15 protein-coding genes are annotated in these 16,689 nt (G+C 50.3%); 8 read left to right on the plus strand and 7 right to left on the minus strand.

Features of this window, described 5'->3' with window-relative positions:
- The first annotated feature begins 286 nt into the window (after positions 1-286).
- The 4 genes from G3480_RS20250 (at position 287) to G3480_RS20265 (ending at position 2,532) form a co-directional block, all read left to right on the plus strand.
- Entirely contained in the window at positions 287-637 is a 351-nt protein-coding gene (locus tag G3480_RS20250) for a hypothetical protein (RefSeq protein ID WP_164655707.1), read from the plus strand.
- Positions 638-720: 83 nt separating this feature from the next.
- Positions 721-1,215 (plus strand): DUF29 domain-containing protein, encoded by a 495-nt coding sequence (locus G3480_RS20255; RefSeq protein WP_164655708.1) that lies wholly within the window; start codon positions 721-723, stop codon positions 1,213-1,215.
- A gap of 74 nt (positions 1,216-1,289) precedes the next feature.
- Positions 1,290-2,057 (plus strand): Uma2 family endonuclease, encoded by a 768-nt coding sequence (locus G3480_RS20260; protein WP_164655709.1) that lies wholly within the window; start codon positions 1,290-1,292, stop codon positions 2,055-2,057.
- 265 nt (positions 2,058-2,322) lie between these two features.
- Positions 2,323-2,532: a hypothetical protein gene (locus tag G3480_RS20265; RefSeq protein ID WP_164655710.1), complete on the plus strand. Its 210-nt coding sequence runs from the start codon at positions 2,323-2,325 to the stop codon at positions 2,530-2,532.
- A gap of 155 nt (positions 2,533-2,687) precedes the next feature.
- Here the strand turns inward: G3480_RS20265 and G3480_RS20270 are convergent, their stop codons facing one another.
- Positions 2,688-3,338, minus strand: coding sequence for a tetratricopeptide repeat protein (locus G3480_RS20270; RefSeq protein WP_164655711.1), 651 nt, complete (start codon positions 3,336-3,338; stop codon positions 2,688-2,690).
- Between the two features lie 164 nt (positions 3,339-3,502).
- Between G3480_RS20270 and G3480_RS20275 the strand changes: the two genes are divergently transcribed.
- The 4 genes from G3480_RS20275 (at position 3,503) to G3480_RS20290 (ending at position 8,086) form a co-directional block, all read left to right on the plus strand.
- Positions 3,503-4,507 (plus strand): glycosyltransferase family 2 protein, encoded by a 1,005-nt coding sequence (locus G3480_RS20275; RefSeq protein ID WP_164655712.1) that lies wholly within the window; start codon positions 3,503-3,505, stop codon positions 4,505-4,507.
- 46 nt (positions 4,508-4,553) lie between these two features.
- Positions 4,554-6,098: an asparagine synthase-related protein gene (locus tag G3480_RS20280; protein ID WP_164655713.1), complete on the plus strand. Its 1,545-nt coding sequence runs from the start codon at positions 4,554-4,556 to the stop codon at positions 6,096-6,098.
- A gap of 101 nt (positions 6,099-6,199) precedes the next feature.
- Positions 6,200-7,123 carry an O-fucosyltransferase family protein gene (locus G3480_RS20285; RefSeq protein ID WP_164655714.1) on the plus strand — a complete coding sequence of 308 codons (924 nt, stop codon included), beginning with the start codon at positions 6,200-6,202 and terminating at the stop codon, positions 7,121-7,123.
- A 240-nt stretch (positions 7,124-7,363) separates the two neighbouring features.
- The gene (locus G3480_RS20290; RefSeq protein ID WP_164655715.1) at positions 7,364-8,086 is read left to right on the plus strand and encodes a class I SAM-dependent methyltransferase; all 723 of its coding nucleotides are present in this window, start codon (positions 7,364-7,366) and stop codon (positions 8,084-8,086) included.
- Between the two features lie 145 nt (positions 8,087-8,231).
- On the opposite strand, the gene G3480_RS20295 is transcribed toward G3480_RS20290, so the two are convergent.
- The 6 genes from G3480_RS20295 to G3480_RS20320 form a co-directional block, all read right to left on the minus strand.
- Positions 8,232-9,236, minus strand: a complete 1,005-nt coding sequence (locus tag G3480_RS20295; protein ID WP_164655716.1) for a sulfotransferase family protein — start codon at positions 9,234-9,236, stop codon at positions 8,232-8,234.
- A gap of 90 nt (positions 9,237-9,326) precedes the next feature.
- The gene (locus G3480_RS20300) at positions 9,327-10,310 is read right to left on the minus strand and encodes a glycosyltransferase family 2 protein (RefSeq protein WP_164655717.1); all 984 of its coding nucleotides are present in this window, start codon (positions 10,308-10,310) and stop codon (positions 9,327-9,329) included.
- Positions 10,311-10,489: 179 nt separating this feature from the next.
- The gene (locus tag G3480_RS20305; RefSeq protein WP_164655718.1) at positions 10,490-11,284 is read right to left on the minus strand and encodes a hypothetical protein; all 795 of its coding nucleotides are present in this window, start codon (positions 11,282-11,284) and stop codon (positions 10,490-10,492) included.
- 364 nt (positions 11,285-11,648) lie between these two features.
- A complete protein-coding gene (locus G3480_RS20310) occupies positions 11,649-13,454 on the minus strand; it encodes an ABC transporter ATP-binding protein (RefSeq protein ID WP_164655719.1) in 1,806 nt (601 codons plus the stop codon).
- Positions 13,455-13,463: 9 nt separating this feature from the next.
- Complete coding sequence (locus G3480_RS20315) at positions 13,464-14,492, minus strand: glycosyltransferase (protein ID WP_164655720.1); 1,029 nt, start codon at positions 14,490-14,492, stop codon at positions 13,464-13,466.
- Between the two features lie 219 nt (positions 14,493-14,711).
- Entirely contained in the window at positions 14,712-16,583 is a 1,872-nt protein-coding gene (locus G3480_RS20320) for a hypothetical protein (RefSeq protein WP_164655721.1), read from the minus strand.
- Between the last annotated feature and the right edge of the window lie 106 nt (positions 16,584-16,689).

Genomic DNA, 16,689 nt, shown 5'->3' on the forward strand with positions numbered 1-16,689 from the left:
AACACGCGCAACTGCGAGCCCGACACCACCGTCTTGCTCAATCCCGGGAAACCTCTGAAAACGGAGGCCAAAGCCACCTCAAACACCGCATGAAAAATGCGACAACTGTCTTGACACCCGCCGACAGTGGTCCTGTGCGGGGTGCGCGACATCCGCGACGATCGCATCCGCACCTCGGGCCAGGAGATCATCAACTCTGGCTCTGCCTTCAATGTCAAGGCCCAATCGAGAGCATTCAGAGCACTAGAGCACGCGTTTTCAGTATCGCGAGGCCGGTCCGCAACTCTTGTTACAGGCCCTCCTGCAGCCTATTGTCAATGGCGGCGGACGCATCGAGCGCGAATACCGACTGGAGCGCCGCCGCACCGATCTGCTGATCCAATGGCCGCTGGATCCGAAACAGGGCTTTCTCGGAGCGGTGCAACGCATCGTCATCGAATTGAAGCTGCTGCATCGCTCGCTGAAGAGCACCCAGCGCGAGGGACTGGCGCAGACTGCCGACGAGATGGAGCCTGTGGACGCCACCGAAAAGCATCTGCTCATCTTCGATCGCCGCCCCGACATCCCTTGGGAACAGCGGATCTTTGAACAGGATGACCGGCATGGAGCGCATAAAATCCGTGTGTGCGAACTCTGACCGACGACACTTGTTGACGCTCAAACAACGGCCCGATCCTGCGTTCCATCCGCCCATACCGGGCACGACTTTGGATGCTCATCATGACGCACCTCGCCAACCTGTATGAGACCGACTATGCCCAATGGGCACAGCGCAACGCCGAGCTGTTGCGCGCGCGCCGCTTCGAGGAGTTCGATATCGAGCATTTGCTGGAGGAGCTGAGCGATCTGAGCAAGAGCGATCGGCGCGAATTGCACAGCCGACTGCTGGCATTGATCGCCCATCTGCTGAAATGGCAATACCAGTTGCCCACGCTCGCCGAACGCTGGCGTGAATTCGACGGAAGCAGTTGGCGCGCCACCATTGTGGAGCAGCACGAACAGCTCGCCGACCTGCTACGGGAATCGCCCGGCCTGAAGACCACACTCCGTGCCGCGATCGCCGCCGCCCATCCGGGCGCGGTGCGTCTCGCGCACAAGGAGACCCGCCTGCCGGTGGATCGCTTCCCCGCCGCCTGTCCCTACAGCAGCGCCCAGATCTTTGATGACGATTTCTATCCCGGGGAAGCACCGAGCGGCGGGCAGCATTCTCGCTAGATGGACATCGCTGCACTCCGCCCATCTGCTACGATTCACTCAACACAGGACCGATACCACTGGAGCCAACCGCCATGTACGTCACCGCGCCGCAAATGGCCGACCTCATGCCGGACGCCAGGCAACTGCTGAGCGACGAGCCGGAAATGGAAAGCACACTCCACTATCAGCAACTGGCCCTACTGGTCAGTTGCCTCGAATGGCATTGGCGTGAGCGGCAAGATTTCTTCATCGGCGCCAATCTCACCGTCTGGTACAGCCACCAACAACTGCGCCGCCGCGATTTTCGCGGCCCGGATTTCTTCCTGGTCCTGGACACCAGCCCCGAACCGCGCAATTCCTGGGTGGTCTGGGAGGAAGGCGGTCGCTACCCGGATCTGATCATCGAGCTGCTCTCGAATTCCACGGCCGCCATCGACCGCGCGGATAAGAAATCGCTCTATCAGAACATCTTCCGCACCCCCGAGTATTTCTGGTTCTCACCCGAGACGCTCGAATTCCAAGGCTTCCGGCTCGTTGACAAGACCTATCAACCCATCCCGCCCGACGAACAAGGCCATCTGCCCAGCCAGGTGCTCGGACTCCGTCTCGGTGTCGTCGAGGGACAACTCCGCTATTTCGAGACTTCCGGTACATTGGTGCCTACACCCACCGAATCTGCCCTGCATGAAATCCAGCACGCCGAGCGGGAACGCGAACACGCCGAGCAGGAGCGAGCCCGCGCGGATCAGGAACACGCGAGGGCCGAGCAGGAACGGCTGCGCGCCGAACAGGCCAACCAGCACGCCGAGCACCTCGCCCAGCGTCTGCGCGAGTTGGGCGTCGATCCGGATCAGCCATGAGCGCATGCTCTTCGAGTCGGTCACGCCAGGGAACGGGATCTCCGGTCCGCCCAGCGAACGGGCCGCCCGCGTTCCCAGTTGGACCGCAAGATGAACCGATCGAACAGACCGATGGGGATGGTGCCGACGATACCCGCGAAGCCTATGACGTGGCAACACAGCACAGCACCAGGCCAAGTTGGTGGTCCCGCCCCGAGACAACGCGGTGGCCTGGGAAGCCGATCACCCGCCCACGCAAGCGTAGGCTGGCATCCAAGAGAAAGACGTGGTGCAGTGGAGACAGGACGCTGGCTATCACCGCCGTAGCTTGGCCGAACATGCCATGTACCGCCAAGAACAACTCTTCGGAGAGGCCGTCGCCTCACGCTTGTTCGAATCCCAGATGAACGAGATTCATGCACGGATCGCCGCCATGAACCAAATGACCGACCTGGAGATGCCGATCGCGGTGCGGGTTGGGGAAGCTGTGTCCTGAGAAAATGGGGAACGGGGATTCCTGCCCGACTGATTCTTTATGCACCAACGCCCTGATGAGATCAAGCAGTATCGTAGTCATGGCTTTGAAGCAACTCGTCAAGTATACTCGCCCTTACATTGCGTTTCGCAGAAGGTCAACGCGGACCCAATCTTCTACTGCGAGCCCGCCTTGAGTTGCACTTTTTTTTCATCGCGTTCTAATTTAATTCGTTCAAGGTGCTTTTTTAGAGGGACTGAATTCGGGTTAGCTTTTATGCCAGATTCAAGAATGGTGATTGCTTTATCGTATTGATCTTGTCTGATATAGACGTTACTCAATCCATAATACGCCATGGCGAGTTGCGGTTGCTTGCCGATCACCCGACGATAACTCGATACGGCGCGCGAATAATCACCTAACTTGGCTTGCAGCTCCCCGAGTTTCATATAGATTGTGGGAAGTAACAAACAGCTTTGCGTAGAACTATGCAAGGTATATTCAATGTTAGGGATAGCAAGCTTATAGTTGACTGCACGGTCGCGCGAATTGCGTGCGATATCCCCACGATTGGCCTGAACGAGTGCCCAACAATAATGATGAACGCCTCCACAACCAGATGCGTGAATACGAGTGAGTGTTGGGTCTTTTACTAATGAAGGATCCCCCCTCCCAACTACGCTTGGATGGTGCAAGCACCAGTCAGGTAATTTGCGCAATTCTCCGGTGCTCGCATGTGGATTATTTGCCCTCGAGTCGTTCATTGAAATCGAGAATAAAGTTGCCACCGAGATCAAAATGAATTTACGTTTTGTCAGGTGATACATGGAATACTAGACCTCCGGCATGAATTTTCACACTCAAGCATTCAGTTTAAGTCTACACACTGAAGGGCGACCCTGGAAGGCCCATGCCACATAATGTATGATAGTATCAGCACCCATTGTAAGCCCCCATCACGCACAGCGACACCATTTGCGTTGACAAAGAGATGAACGAGAAGAGTGACGCCCCAACAGTAGCAGTCCTGATCCCCTATTTCCAGAAACAAAAGGGGATTCTTGAAAACACAGTCCGCTCGGTCCTAGCGCAGCGTGGATTCGATGATTACAAGGTGATCATCGTCGATGATGGATCCCCTGTATCGGCGGAATCAGAGCTTGTATCGATTGTCAGCCATCGGGAAAAAATCAGGATCATTCAGCAGAAGAACGCCGGACCAGGCGCGGCCAGAAACAAGGCCCTCGAAAATGTTCCCGATGGCACCGGCTATGTTGCCTTTTTAGATTCCGACGATCAACTTGACCCCTCCTACCTGGCCGATGCGGTATCCGCGCTAGACAAGGGCTACGACCTCTTTTTTGGGAACAGCCGAAGGGCGGGTATCGAGAAGTCGCGGTTCGAATGGGATTCCATCCCTGGCGTAACGCTCGACCTCACCCAGCATCGCTTGATTGATGAAGCCCATGAACTTTATGAGTTCGTGGGCGATTTTTTTGATTTTGTGGTGTTTCGAAGCAATATCATCGGACCATCCACCATGGCCTATCGGTACAGGGTTGGCTCGAATGTCCGATTTAACGAGAAAATCTATAACGGACAAGACCGTATCTTCAAATTATTCTTGTGCCGGCAGGCGAAGAAAGTCGCATTTTCGCCGAAAGAATACGCCCGTGAAGGCAAGGGCATCAATATTTTCGATAGTGCCGGATGGGGAACGGAGAGGTCACTGTCCTTGCTTTCCAGTTACATCGAAATGTGCAAGTTTATATTGAACAATATCCCAATGAACGCACGCCAGCTCGCCCACGTTAAACGGCATTTAGCCCAGACCCGTTACGCCTTCACGGCCAGCCTGTTTCATCAAACCAGACATGGAACAGTTGACTGGAAGCTCGTGGGCAAGACCTTTGTATCGGATTCTGCGACCTTACTTTGGTTAGTACCGAATGCAATGAAGGTAGTTAAGGTCAAAAGCCGCGCAGACAGATCCTAAGATTATAGCCTCAATTCGTTCATCAACTATCGAAGAGCTTTCAGCAATGGACGACATCGATCTCAATGTGCTGTTACCGAATGACCCACCATTTTTTTCCGCAAAAGCGAGAAACGGCAGACTGGAAACATCTGGAATCCCGATTTACACACGAGGCAACAAGCTCCCCCCGACCCAACCGGGCGGATCATATAATGGAATTTATGTGGAATGGCAGTGGGATGGCAATCAACTCATCGTACGGAATGACCGCTATGGCATGTCGCCATTATTTTATTCCTGCTACGACAATGAGATATGGATCTCACCCTCGATTCATCCTGTACTAAGAGGCAATGCACCAAAGGAACTGGACGATGTGGCGCTTTCTGTCTTTCTGCGCATGGGCCACTTCATCGGCCAGGATACCCCGTTCCTCCACATTCGGGTCTTGCCGCCGAACAGCACACTGACCTGGGTAGAAGGTCGTATGCAGATCAAGACGGCAAGCCTGCCGATTTGTCAGGATGTCAATAGGTCAATATCTTTCGATGATGCGGTCGACCAGTTCTCCCATCTGTTCGATCAGTCCATAGCCAGACGCCTTCCTGAGAATGACGACTTCATCGTTCCCTTGAGCGGCGGTAGGGATTCGCGGCATATCCTTTTCGCCTTGGACAGCCACGGTAAGAGACCAAAGACCTGTGTCACGCTGAAATACCGCCCACCCGCGACCAATGAAGACGCGAGGGTAGCGCGACTGATCGCCGATGAGATGCGGATACCCCATGTCGTCCTCGAAAAGGCTGCGTCCTGGTTCGATGCGGTCTTGATCGATGTGTATCTTACCAACTTCTGCGGCGGCTCACATGGCTGGATACTGCCTTTGTCCGCCTGGCTGAAAGGGCGTACCCATACCATATATGACGGCTTGGCTGGCAGTGTCTTATCCGGCGGATTCCTCACTGATGAAAGAAAAATGCGACTTTACCGGGAAGAAAAATTCGAAGAATTGGCATCAATCTTATTGTATGAAGGGAATAAAGAGGGATTTAATCAAACGGTGCTGAATCGCTCTTTCTATAGAAGGACCGCAATGCCAATGGCCGTCTCGCGGTTAGTCGATGAGTTGAAGATTCATGCTGGCGCAAGCAATCCGATGCTATCCTTTATTTTTTGGAATCGAACCCGCCGCATGGTCAGTCAGATACCCTATTCGATCCTGTCGCACGTTCCTCTGGTGCATTGCCCCTATCTAGATCATGATCTATATGACTTCATCACAGGTCTCGATGCCCGGATATTTCTTGATAATCAACTGCATGACGATGCGATCAGAAGAACATATCCACAGTATGCTGGTTTACCGTATGAAGATAAATCCAAGAAGGCCGACTACTGCAAGGCTGATTATGCCTATTTTAGATACGCTACTAATAAACTGTTAAAATACACTCTGAGTCACGGGTTCAATTATTCTGAGTTTCTTCGAAAGGAATACCTATATCCAAAGATTTTGACTGACTTAGCCAGAAGGCATTGCCATTTGCCCTGGTATTTAATTTCTACTGTCTACTTTTTTGAATTCGAAGAAGCATACAAGGCCGCCTAATGTCCAGTGTTGTCATTTAGCACAGACGCGTTGCACCATCACCATGACCAACCAAATTTTTCTGCATAAGGCGAGAAACGGCGGGCTGGAGACAACTTGACGTGTCTAGTATCCTGAAAATTCATGCTCGCGGCGGACTTGGTAACCGTATGTTCCAGCAAATGTTTGCCACGGAACTGGACAAGCTTGTACCTGGATTAAAGATCTATGGTGTCGAACTGCCGGAATGGGGTTGGGCCAGTGAGGTTGAGCCTTGTGCTCTCGAATGCGATGCAGGGACCTGCCTTAAGCTTAGCCATCACAGACTTGATATTGGTCGGATTGCAGCACAGCTCAGGGATGGTTCGATACAGTGCTTCGAGTACGACGGGTGGGCGTGTCGTTTAGAATACTACGATAACCTCTCCGAGTTCCGGGATATGTTCGCTACGCCGAGTGAATACGAAGGAGTTGGTTTTCCAGAAGATGTATTACTTGTGAATGTCAGAGCGGCTGAAATACTAAAAAACGTTCACCAAGATTACGTTCCACTGCCGATCGGTTTTATTGATTCTATTGTACGGCGGACTGGTCTAAGCCCTGTGTTCATGGGGCAACTAGGGGCCGACTGGTACTCGAATAATCTCAGGGAAAAATTTTCCGACGCAGAGTTTGTCCCCTCTCAGGGTGCGATAAAGGACTTCGAAATCATTCGCCAGTCGGTTCATGTGGTCATTCCCGTGAGTACATTCAGCTGGTTGGCAAGCTGGTTATCTGTTAACAACCAATGTATTCACATGCCAATGTTGGGAATATTCAACCCATTGCAGAGACCGGATACGAATTTCTTGCCAATAGGGGACTCCCGATACATTTTTTATCGATTTCCGTATTTCAAATGGAATGGGGATGTTCATGCCCTTGAGAACCTCCGTTACTCTGTCGCCAGCCAATCGTACTTGAGGCTATGTGAAAAACTCGGAATATTGCGTGGCTATGTAAGCTCGGCTAAGGGAATGGCGGAGCGGCTCCTTTCCTTAGCCTAATCGTGATTATGCAGACGATCGATCTGTTAGAATTGAAGCGCGTTTTATCCGTCCTCAATATGACGGGATCCCCTTACCCTAGGAGCGCGAGAGTGATTAGGATGCGGTTTGATGGTGCACCATAGTAAAACCTACCGTTACTGAGCGCTCAACGCCGGATATTATATTCGCGCGTACAGGCGTTTCTGTTCAGCGCCGTATATGCGTTTTTATCAATAGAGAAAGCAACTTCTTATGTCGATGCGTAAGCTGTACGAAAAATTTGAGGCGCTGGGAAGGCACATCAATCGAGGCCTACATCAGGATATGTACCGGGAACTTGTAGACCTTGCGGCACTTCAACGCCTAGTGCCTCTGACGCGCGCGTATCACCCATGGTCTAGCTTTGCGATGCGCCCAAGCGCGATATCACTGTTGATCAATGAAGTCTATCTAAACGGCGCGATGCAGATAATCGAGTGCGGAGTTGGTCTATCTACGGTCTATACGCTTGCCGCAACAAGAGGGCGTGGCGTTCGTATCATTGGTATTGATGACGACGCGAATTGGATAGAGAATATTCGTCATGCATGCATCGACGAGGGCTTTGATGAAGCCTGCTATGACTTTATATGCGCGCCGATACGGCCTTATTCAGGCTCAACAGAACAGTCGTGGTACGACGTAGAAGTGATACAGGATTTTATGAATGATCATTCGATAAGTAATGTGGACTTACTTGTGGTCGATGGGCCAAAAAACAAACTATGCGAGCAAGCGAGAATGCCGGCGCTGCCCGAATTGCGAAGATTTTTGAACAGTGATCATCTTGTGGTTCTTGATGACATTCAGCGTTCATCCGAAACAGCGATCGCAAAATCTTGGGCTCAGTCGTTTGATATGAATTTAAGGATTGAACACGATGTCGGTGGTGTAGGGCTATTACGTTCGAAAGGTTCCCTGAAGAAGATGGTCATAGTCTGACGAAAAAAATGAGCCACTTTCAGGTCATCGTGCAAAAGCTGCATCGCCCCATCTGCTCGCTTGAGGTCAGAATCTGTGGGATGCTCTCGTTTTTCCGTGACTTTTCCAAAGCGGAATCGGTCTGGCATGTGGGTTAAGTCTGGATTTAGCTAACGTGCGACAATGTAAAGGCACGATTAAGAACGTATATCCTCAACCTTTCATACTTGGCAGGTTCAAGCAGCTGCCTAATATACTGACTATGCTTTGGATTCTGAAGTACATATCCAAATTCATCAATAACAGCCCGAAAGTGTGAGTTCACAATAAGTAATTCAAGATCCGTAATTGTATTTTTCCATTGATCTATAGATGTATTTGAAATCCCACTGAATTCCTTATTGTATGTGCTATTACCTTTCCATGGGACGCCCAATAAAGTTGGATTCAATAGGCAATCTGAAAATTTGATATTTAAATGCTCTGCAACTTTGATCATGGTTTCAGTTGTGTTTTCAACTAAATCTTCGTATCGAATAATTAAATATTCTTTACCAAAGAGTTTGTTTTTAAACAAATATTGGTACGAGTTCGATAAAGATTCAACTAGTGGTCGAAGTAGAGGATAGCCACGCTTCGACTTCATTTTTCGCAGAGCCGTAAAAGTAGCATAGGGATTGCGGACGATATGCACAAACTTCGCGTCCGGAAACCAATGAGCTAGCGTACATGCAAATTCTGCGTTTTCAACAGACTTTTCTACATACTTACCGCTATCAGCTCCGCCCCCCTTTAAAGAATAATGCAAAGCCATGAAGTATATTTGTAATAATTCTGATAAGCTGTGTGCTTCATATTTATTCATTCGTGATCGAAAGATTTCTTCATCGTATTTCCCGGCAATATCAGACGCTCCGTAAGGGTCTTTAATAATGTTTTCATTCTTTAAAAATTGATACAATCCGGTCTTGCTATCTTCAAGGGACGAAATGAGCCGAGTATTCTTTCTAATAGCATAATCGACCCATTGGCCAGAATACTGGAAAAAATGGGTTTCAGACGGCAGGACATTAAGGCTTTCATGGCCATCTAAAAGGCTTCGCAAAAGGCTTGATCCGCTTTTATGGGAGCCGAGCAAGAAAACTGGACAAAATTCTTTATTTAATCTCATGTTAATCCTACTCATATTACATGATCATATAGATGAGGGCACTACCGAATTTTCTTAATCATTAACCCCAACAACCCATCGAGCAGAACTTCAAAAACACTTAGACAACAAAAAGGCTATGCGTTTCCTCAGATCTGCGATAGCAAGGTGCACTAACAAGATCAAAGACTTCAATACCTTCTTCGATATTACCGGCCTCCATACTCCCAGTTCGTAAATCATTATTTTAAGTCCGAGAAGTGGGCAGTCTCCTGCCAGCGTTCTTTGTGCCGTAGAGAAATTACGACGGCTTATCAATGAAAGAGCCTGGTCTTTACGTTCCGTATGTGGCTCTTTTTTCAGTAAATTTTTTTGATATTGTGATACCTGCCATTCCGATAGAAGCTTACTTCGGCTAACTGATCCGATTATACTATTATTTGATTTTCCTAATCTATATACACCACCAAATTCGTCGTCCCTTACCGAATTATTTGTTTGTTTAACAACTCTAGTGCAATATTCGATATCTTGAGCTTTTTTCAAACTTTCATTGAAGGGCCCAACCATAAGTATAACATCTCGCCTGTAAATCGGCGAGAATATGCACATATTGTTTAATATAGCTTCAGTAAGCCGTGATCCGCTTCTAAGATTCGGACCATCCATTTCAATGATTTTCTTGCCGTTATCGACAAGCCACCGAGAATATATCAAGTCGACACTGTGATCCAGACGGTATAACCTGACAGCGTTTTCAATCTTATGTTCCTTGAGAATATCATCTGAGTCAAGAAACTGAAGAAATTCACCATGTGAAAGTCGAATACCAGTATTACGGGCTACTTGCGATCCTTCATTATTCTTTAAATAATACCGACAAGTAAAATATGCATCGCTGGAATGACTTTCGATCCATGACTTCACAACTTCGTGGGTTGCATCTGTGGATCCATCATCAATAACAATCATCTCAATGGGTCGGTAAATCTGATTAAAAACGCTGCTCAGCGCGTCCTCAATATACCCAGCTCGGTTATATGTTGGTATGATAACGGAAGCCAGACCCGGTATGTATTCTTTCGGAGCCCACATTTATAGTTTCAACTTAAGCTGTAATTTAAATTTATTTTCGTGCATAAGGGAAAATCTCTTCACTCTAAAATTTTTGCTTACGATTTCCTATGATGACAGTAATAGCACGAGCTTCCTAAAAGTCACTCACCCTATCAACTGATTAATGGCTATACTGAAGTCAGCCAAACCAACCATCGTCAGAATGATATTTCCTTACCCTGTTCTCTTGCATAAGCTTGTATGGATCTCCACTGAATGTCGTTTTTATTCACTAGACTATCGTCATCATTCCATTTCCGACGCAGAGCCATCTGAATCCACTTATGAATTGCCGTAGCTTCATTATTTTCGGAAACACGCTTCAAATTAATCTGATCTAGTCCGAGTTTATGGCGAATCGGCATATTATATGAGTCCAACCCTGGCTCGACATAGACAGGTGTCTTTGGAATTAAACTAGCTGCCCTAAACCACAGATCATCAGCGTTGGGAGCCAACATTTTAAAAGCTTCATCGATTAAAAATGCCATATCGAAAAATTTTTTTCTATAAGCTACGCCGCCAACACCAAGAGGAAGTATATTTAGTGCCTCGGCTGGAGACTTGATGTTAGGCCATGAATTATAATTCAGAAATTGTCCGCGACGCCCCCTGGAAATTAGGCGTGCCCGCGTACAGCAAATTGTATCTGACTTTTCCCTAGTTATTCTTAATAAATCCTCAAGTAACCTTTCACTATAAATAACATCATCATCCACTGTAACAATCAAATCATTTTCGGCAGCATAGTCTAAGGCAGGAAGTAGCTTGGTATGGGGTCCAACGTCTTCTACAAAATTGATTTTAATCTGCGCGTGATCAATCGAATCAGGTATATACTGATAAAAATCAGCGAAGCTGTTAAAAGCCTTATCGCTTAGATTTATAAGAAATAAATCGGGCTTAATCGTCTGCCTAAGTAACGATTGGATCGAGTATCTAAAGATATGCATCCTGTTCTTAGTTGATGTGCAACTCAGTATTATTTGCATAATAGCGATCTTCCTGTAACTCAGTTTGTATAATTTCGGATCTCAGGTTATCTAAAACCCTTAGGGATTAATTGTAATCTTGTGATTGTTATTTTTATAGGCAGCACATCTAATCTCTGCATTTGAATTTAGAAGAATAACCGGAATTGAAAAGAAAATAAGATGAATATATCCAGAATTGCGCCAAACAGTGCTTCCAGCACCAAATACGGTACCTCAACTGTTCCCTCGGTTTTATTATCTCCAGAATCTGGAACGCCGTATGCGGATTCGCTAGGGAAATTCATAACTAAAGTAAATATTGTGTAATAGGATGCTCTTGAAACTAAGTTATAGAACCAGCCGCTAGCCGCTGAAAATAAACGCCGGACTGAGCCAGATCTTCCCAACTACCATCTTCCACCACCTTACCCCCCGCAAGAACGTAGATCGTATTGCACGGCTTAACTGTAGTTAAGCGATGAGCAACGAGTAGAATGGTTTTGTCGCCTGCAAGATTATGGATCGCCTCCATAACGGCACTCTCCGTGTTGTTGTCCAATGCACTCGTCGCTTCATCAAAAACCAGTACGGGCGGATCTCGATAAAGGGCTCTAGCTATACCGATGCGTTGTCGTTGCCCGCCTGATAAGCGGACCCCACGCTCACCAATGATCGTCGCATATCCGCTCGGCAATTCCTGTGTTACAAATGCATGAAGATTTGCCAGTCGCGCGGCGGTCTCTACAGCAGCCATGTCGATCTCCTTCGGCACTACACCCAAGGCAATGTTCGCAGCCACGCTTTGATCCGCAAGGAAAATATGCTGAGGCACATAGCCGAGAGCCGCCTGCCAGCGCCGTACGTTAGAGGAGTTTAGAGGCGTGTTATCGATGCGTATCTCCCCAGCGTCCGGTTCCAAGAGACCAAGAATCAAGTCGATCAACGTACTCTTGCCTGCGCCAGAGGCCCCCACAAAACCGATCGTGCTCCGCGCTGGTATCGTTAGTTGCAGGTTTTCCAGCGCGAACTTCTCGCTACCTGGATAACGGAAACTCAGATCGGATATCACGATCCCATCTCTCGGGTAAATGAGATCCGTGACCTGACATGAAGTCCGCCAAGAGTCCGAAGGTACAACCTTTTCCATGTCTGCCAAGACATGCTCGACGACTGGCATGTTAAACCGGATTGCTGAGACCGCACCAAAGATCTTCTGAAAAGCGGGAATCAGCTGCTTTCCAGCCAGCGCATATACTCCAAGGGTCGGGAGGGCGTCGGAAATTGCAAATCCATCTCGCATGAGATAGATAACGATAAGCAACACTCCACCAAAGGTAATCGCCTCAATCACATAAAGCGGCAAATCAGTCAGCAGGGCAACACTCGACTGGTAATTAGTAACACGCCTTGAGGATTCGCGATATCGCTCCAGATATTCACGCTCGCGCCCTAGCAAGCGGATTTCTTTTGCCCCAGCAAATGCCTCTGCCGCAGCCATAAAGCGTTCGCGGTTCGCAGCTATCCGTTCGGATCCGATGCGCTTTAGCCAAGTGCGCGTTGCTGCGTAAACGACACCATAAAACAATCCGATCCCGGCGGATACACTGATGGTCAACCAAGGATTGATAAAAATGAGCATCGCCACAACAGTTGCAGCAAGCAGTATGGAGCTTAAAAGCCTCATCGCCGGTAAAAGAGCACCCGTCACTGCCACTGAGGTCTCTTGCAGGACTGTTTTCGCCAAGTCGCTGGAATTACGGTTCAGAAAGAAGGTATAGGGGCGTCGCAAATAATCCGCCATCAATCGACGCGACAGGTGGTACTGTTGCGTGAAGGAAAAGCGTGTGATCACCCAGTACGTCACGGCTTGCAACGCCGTTCCAACCATAAAGATAATAAACGCCACGACTCCAAGGAAATAGAGAAAAGTACGTTCAGAATCAAACCCAAGTAATCTATACCAGGTAGCTAGCCATTGGTTCTCATGGATCATCTCTGGATTTGAAAGCACCGCAAGGAATGGCATGACCGACACAACCCCGGCTGTTTGCGCGAAGGCCGTGATGATCATGAGTGCCATGAGTATCACGACCTTCCATCGGTCCCCTGGGTCAAGCAGGGCGAGTAGCTTACCGATGGTCTTCAGCATGGCATCATCTTATCCCTTAGACCCGACATCTTTGTTCCTCTGCGTTATTCCCCGTTTGAGGACGATCATCTCGAACAAGCTCATCACAAGATATCTCCAAGTAGACACGCGCCATACATCGTTCCGGATCGACTGCTTGAATGACTGAAAGGCAAGCCGTAGGTCCCCCTCCCAATACTGATAGTAACCGAAACTGAAACTGGCATCCGCCAGACGCCGTCTGATCGCGGCCGGCCGCGTGCGTTCACCGTCAGGCCCTGTCAGTCCCCACCGAGCCAGGGCTTGTTCGACGACCTGTAACTCATAATTCACTGTCGGCCATTTCTTGACACAGCCCTGTCCATGAATCCGATAGAGTGCAAAGACTGTATTCAACTGATGAATCTCGCTCACCCGCGATGCGCGTATCCAGTAGTCATAGTCCTGCCCTCGTTTGAGTTGAGGATCGAATTCACCGACCTGTTCGATCAAGGTGCGACGCGCCATGACCGTGATGGTATGCAGCAGGGAGCTGAACAGGAGCCGATTGTACAACCATCCCGAGCGCTCTGGCACGATCTTTGGGCGTTGCTCTGAAGGTTTTTCCCTTTCCGGGATGAGTGGTCGGCGAAAGCCTCCGTCCGGGTCTGGTTTCCAAACTTGCCAACGTGAAAAGACGACGCCGATCTCGGGATGATCCCGCAAGTAACTGACCTGCGCTGTGAGTTTACCTGGCAACCAGCAGTCATCCGAATCAAGAAAAGCGATCAATTCACCCTGTGACGCGGCAAGACCCGCGTTGCGCGCGACCGCCGAGCCCTGGTTTTCCTGCCTGATAAGTCGTAACCGAGCTTCGTAAGCGCGAACGATCTCGACCGTGTTATCGGTCGATCCGTCATCGATCACGATGAGTTCTTTGTTCGGATAATCCTGGCTCAGCACGCTGTCAATGGCTTCGGCGATATAAGGTGCGGCGTTATAGGATGGCATAATCACCGATACGTGTGGCATCGGAGACACTTCAGGCTGAGTCGGCTTGCTGTTAAATGTTTCTTGCATGATGACACATGGTTGAAGCATAACCTTGAAACTTCGGCCGTTCCCAAACGACTGTCAGGAGCGTTGAGGTCAGGCGCGGACTATTGTTGCTGGGACTAGCCTTGATCAGAATTCCGGCCATGACCTGATGGGGATGGGGCGTCCCGCCCGTCTGGAGGACGGTACGCCCGCCTCCCGACCTGCAAGGATGGCCGCAGTTATGATCAAGGCCGCTGAATCTTACCATTCGAGGCGCACCCCAAACCGATTTTCACCGCCACGAAGCCGGCTGCTAGGCAGGCAGTAGCCACTGGCATGGGGTACCGCACTTTCCAGGCTGCCACTGATCATGACGTCGGGGCGACTGGCGCGCTGAACGGTTAAGCGACCACTTGCATGACCGAGAGATTGCATCTCCCACAGGTTCGGCAATAAATCCGTGACGAGCGCATGGCCAGCCGGGTTCAGATAGGTCACTGGTTCTTGAGTGTCGTTGTCGATCGTCCATTCCATGGTGAGGGCTGGTCGATCAATCGATACGGAGAGCGCTAAAGTTCCTCGTATCGAGCCGACACGCTCGCGTTTCAGTGCTTCTTGACGTGCCCATGCGCCGTGGCACAAACGCCAATCCAGTGCCCCAATCATCCGGTTCAGCACTCCGCCTGTCGGCCATCGCGCCAGAGCCATCAGGCTCCCGCTTAGGGTTATGGTAACTCCGGTCCTCGAATCGCTCCATTCAACGTCATCGAAGTCGGTCAAGCCGTAGACTTGATCCCTGATCTGAAAGACTGGCGTCCAGCCAGCCAGGGCTGGGCACTCCAGAAGCCGCCAGAGAGGTACGCGCGATGGTGGAGGAATCACGAGTTGGTCACCGATTCGCCCGTGGAAAGGGATCCCGCCGGCATAGCGAAATTCAACGGACGATCGACTGAATGCCTGGGGGGGCTGTCCGCGGCTCGAAACCGACAGATTGAGGCCGACAGGAGAGGTCACCCGGATGATGCCGGCAGAATCATCTGAAATCACCACGCCATCTGAGCCTGGCCGGTTTTCGCTCGCCGCCAACGGATTTCGGGCGTCAGCCGGATCGAGAAAACAAATATCCAAAAGGCAGAGGGGCCGCGCACGACTCCGCGTTCGGTGCAACGCCCACGCCACCACGGCCGCAAACCAGGCATTGTAGACCGACAATCTCATATAGTCGTCCCACCCGGATGTGCCCGCCGTCGGCCCCGCGGGATTCAGCCAATAGAAACCATCTGGCCGCCTTTGAGCTTGCAGTCGACCCATCAATCTGTCGACCATGGGTTGTGCGGGGCCGGTTTGCTCCTTGTCTCCACCAAGTCCCAGTAAAATCAGAGCCGCCAATAGACAGCCGTCGGCGAACAGGGCATGCGTGCTGCGACCGAAACCGGCGATATAGCCAGCATCGTCCCAGCACAAGGATATCCAATTCAACAGACGCTGAATTCTCGGTGTCAAAGCCGGATCGTCGACGAACCAGGCGGCTACGACGGCAAGGAACAGCGCCTTGAAATGATAGGTCATGGGGGTTGCCCCTACCTTTCCAGGATGCTGGGGAAAATCGATGAAGCCACCGGTGGGCGTAGTCCAGCGATCGATGTGCGCGCAGAATGCTTTGAGCCGCCGTTGGCGCGTAGCTGGACCTGCTTCGATCAACCGGCATAATTGCCTCAATAGCGTCCAGTTGTTCGAGGGATAGCGTTGCTTCATCGGGCAACGTGCCAAGCCATGCAAAATCGGTGTGCAGTCCTCGGTTCGAGCATCCGCAGACGTCAGTACATCATGAATCAACAATAAGAGAAAGCGATTGAAAGGCAAGTGTCCGAGCTGCTCCTTGGGCAAATCCAGCCAGACATCAATGGGTAAACGCCACGCGTCTCGATATGAACCACCCAGTATGAGCAACGCCAATGCGGCCCCGAGTTGGCCATAATGATCGGGGGGGGTCGGAGAATCTTGCAGTGGATCCCGGAGGCCGATGCCTGGCCGCAAATTTGCCTGCAGTGCGTGATTCAACGAATCCAGCATCTCCCATTGCTGACAATCCAGCGCCAGCCGATGCAATGACTTGGCATCCCGAATTAACAATGGGCCTTGATCATCATGTCGGCCATCGGCATGACACGAGGGGCGGGCGTCTCGCCCGTCTGGCGGGCGAGACGCCCGCCCCGCGGCGGGCTGGGCGGGGCCATGT

Origin of the sequence: Thiorhodococcus mannitoliphagus (genome assembly GCF_010915725.1) — a bacterium.
Taxonomy (GTDB): domain Bacteria; phylum Pseudomonadota; class Gammaproteobacteria; order Chromatiales; family Chromatiaceae; genus Thiorhodococcus; species Thiorhodococcus mannitoliphagus.

Coding starts and splice junctions, on each gene's coding strand:
- G3480_RS20255 (WP_164655708.1), top strand. CDS start 721: ATGACGCACCTCGCCAACCTGTATGAGACCGACTATGCCCAATGGGCA.
- G3480_RS20260 (WP_164655709.1), top strand. CDS start 1,290: ATGTACGTCACCGCGCCGCAAATGGCCGACCTCATGCCGGACGCCAGG.
- G3480_RS20270 (WP_164655711.1), bottom strand. CDS start 3,338: ATGTATCACCTGACAAAACGTAAATTCATTTTGATCTCGGTGGCAACT.
- G3480_RS20275 (WP_164655712.1), top strand. CDS start 3,503: ATGAACGAGAAGAGTGACGCCCCAACAGTAGCAGTCCTGATCCCCTAT.
- G3480_RS20280 (WP_164655713.1), top strand. CDS start 4,554: ATGGACGACATCGATCTCAATGTGCTGTTACCGAATGACCCACCATTT.
- G3480_RS20290 (WP_164655715.1), top strand. CDS start 7,364: ATGCGTAAGCTGTACGAAAAATTTGAGGCGCTGGGAAGGCACATCAAT.
- G3480_RS20295 (WP_164655716.1), bottom strand. CDS start 9,236: ATGAGATTAAATAAAGAATTTTGTCCAGTTTTCTTGCTCGGCTCCCAT.
- G3480_RS20300 (WP_164655717.1), bottom strand. CDS start 10,310: ATGTGGGCTCCGAAAGAATACATACCGGGTCTGGCTTCCGTTATCATA.
- G3480_RS20305 (WP_164655718.1), bottom strand. CDS start 11,284: ATGCATATCTTTAGATACTCGATCCAATCGTTACTTAGGCAGACGATT.
- G3480_RS20310 (WP_164655719.1), bottom strand. CDS start 13,454: ATGCTGAAGACCATCGGTAAGCTACTCGCCCTGCTTGACCCAGGGGAC.
- G3480_RS20315 (WP_164655720.1), bottom strand. CDS start 14,492: ATGCAAGAAACATTTAACAGCAAGCCGACTCAGCCTGAAGTGTCTCCG.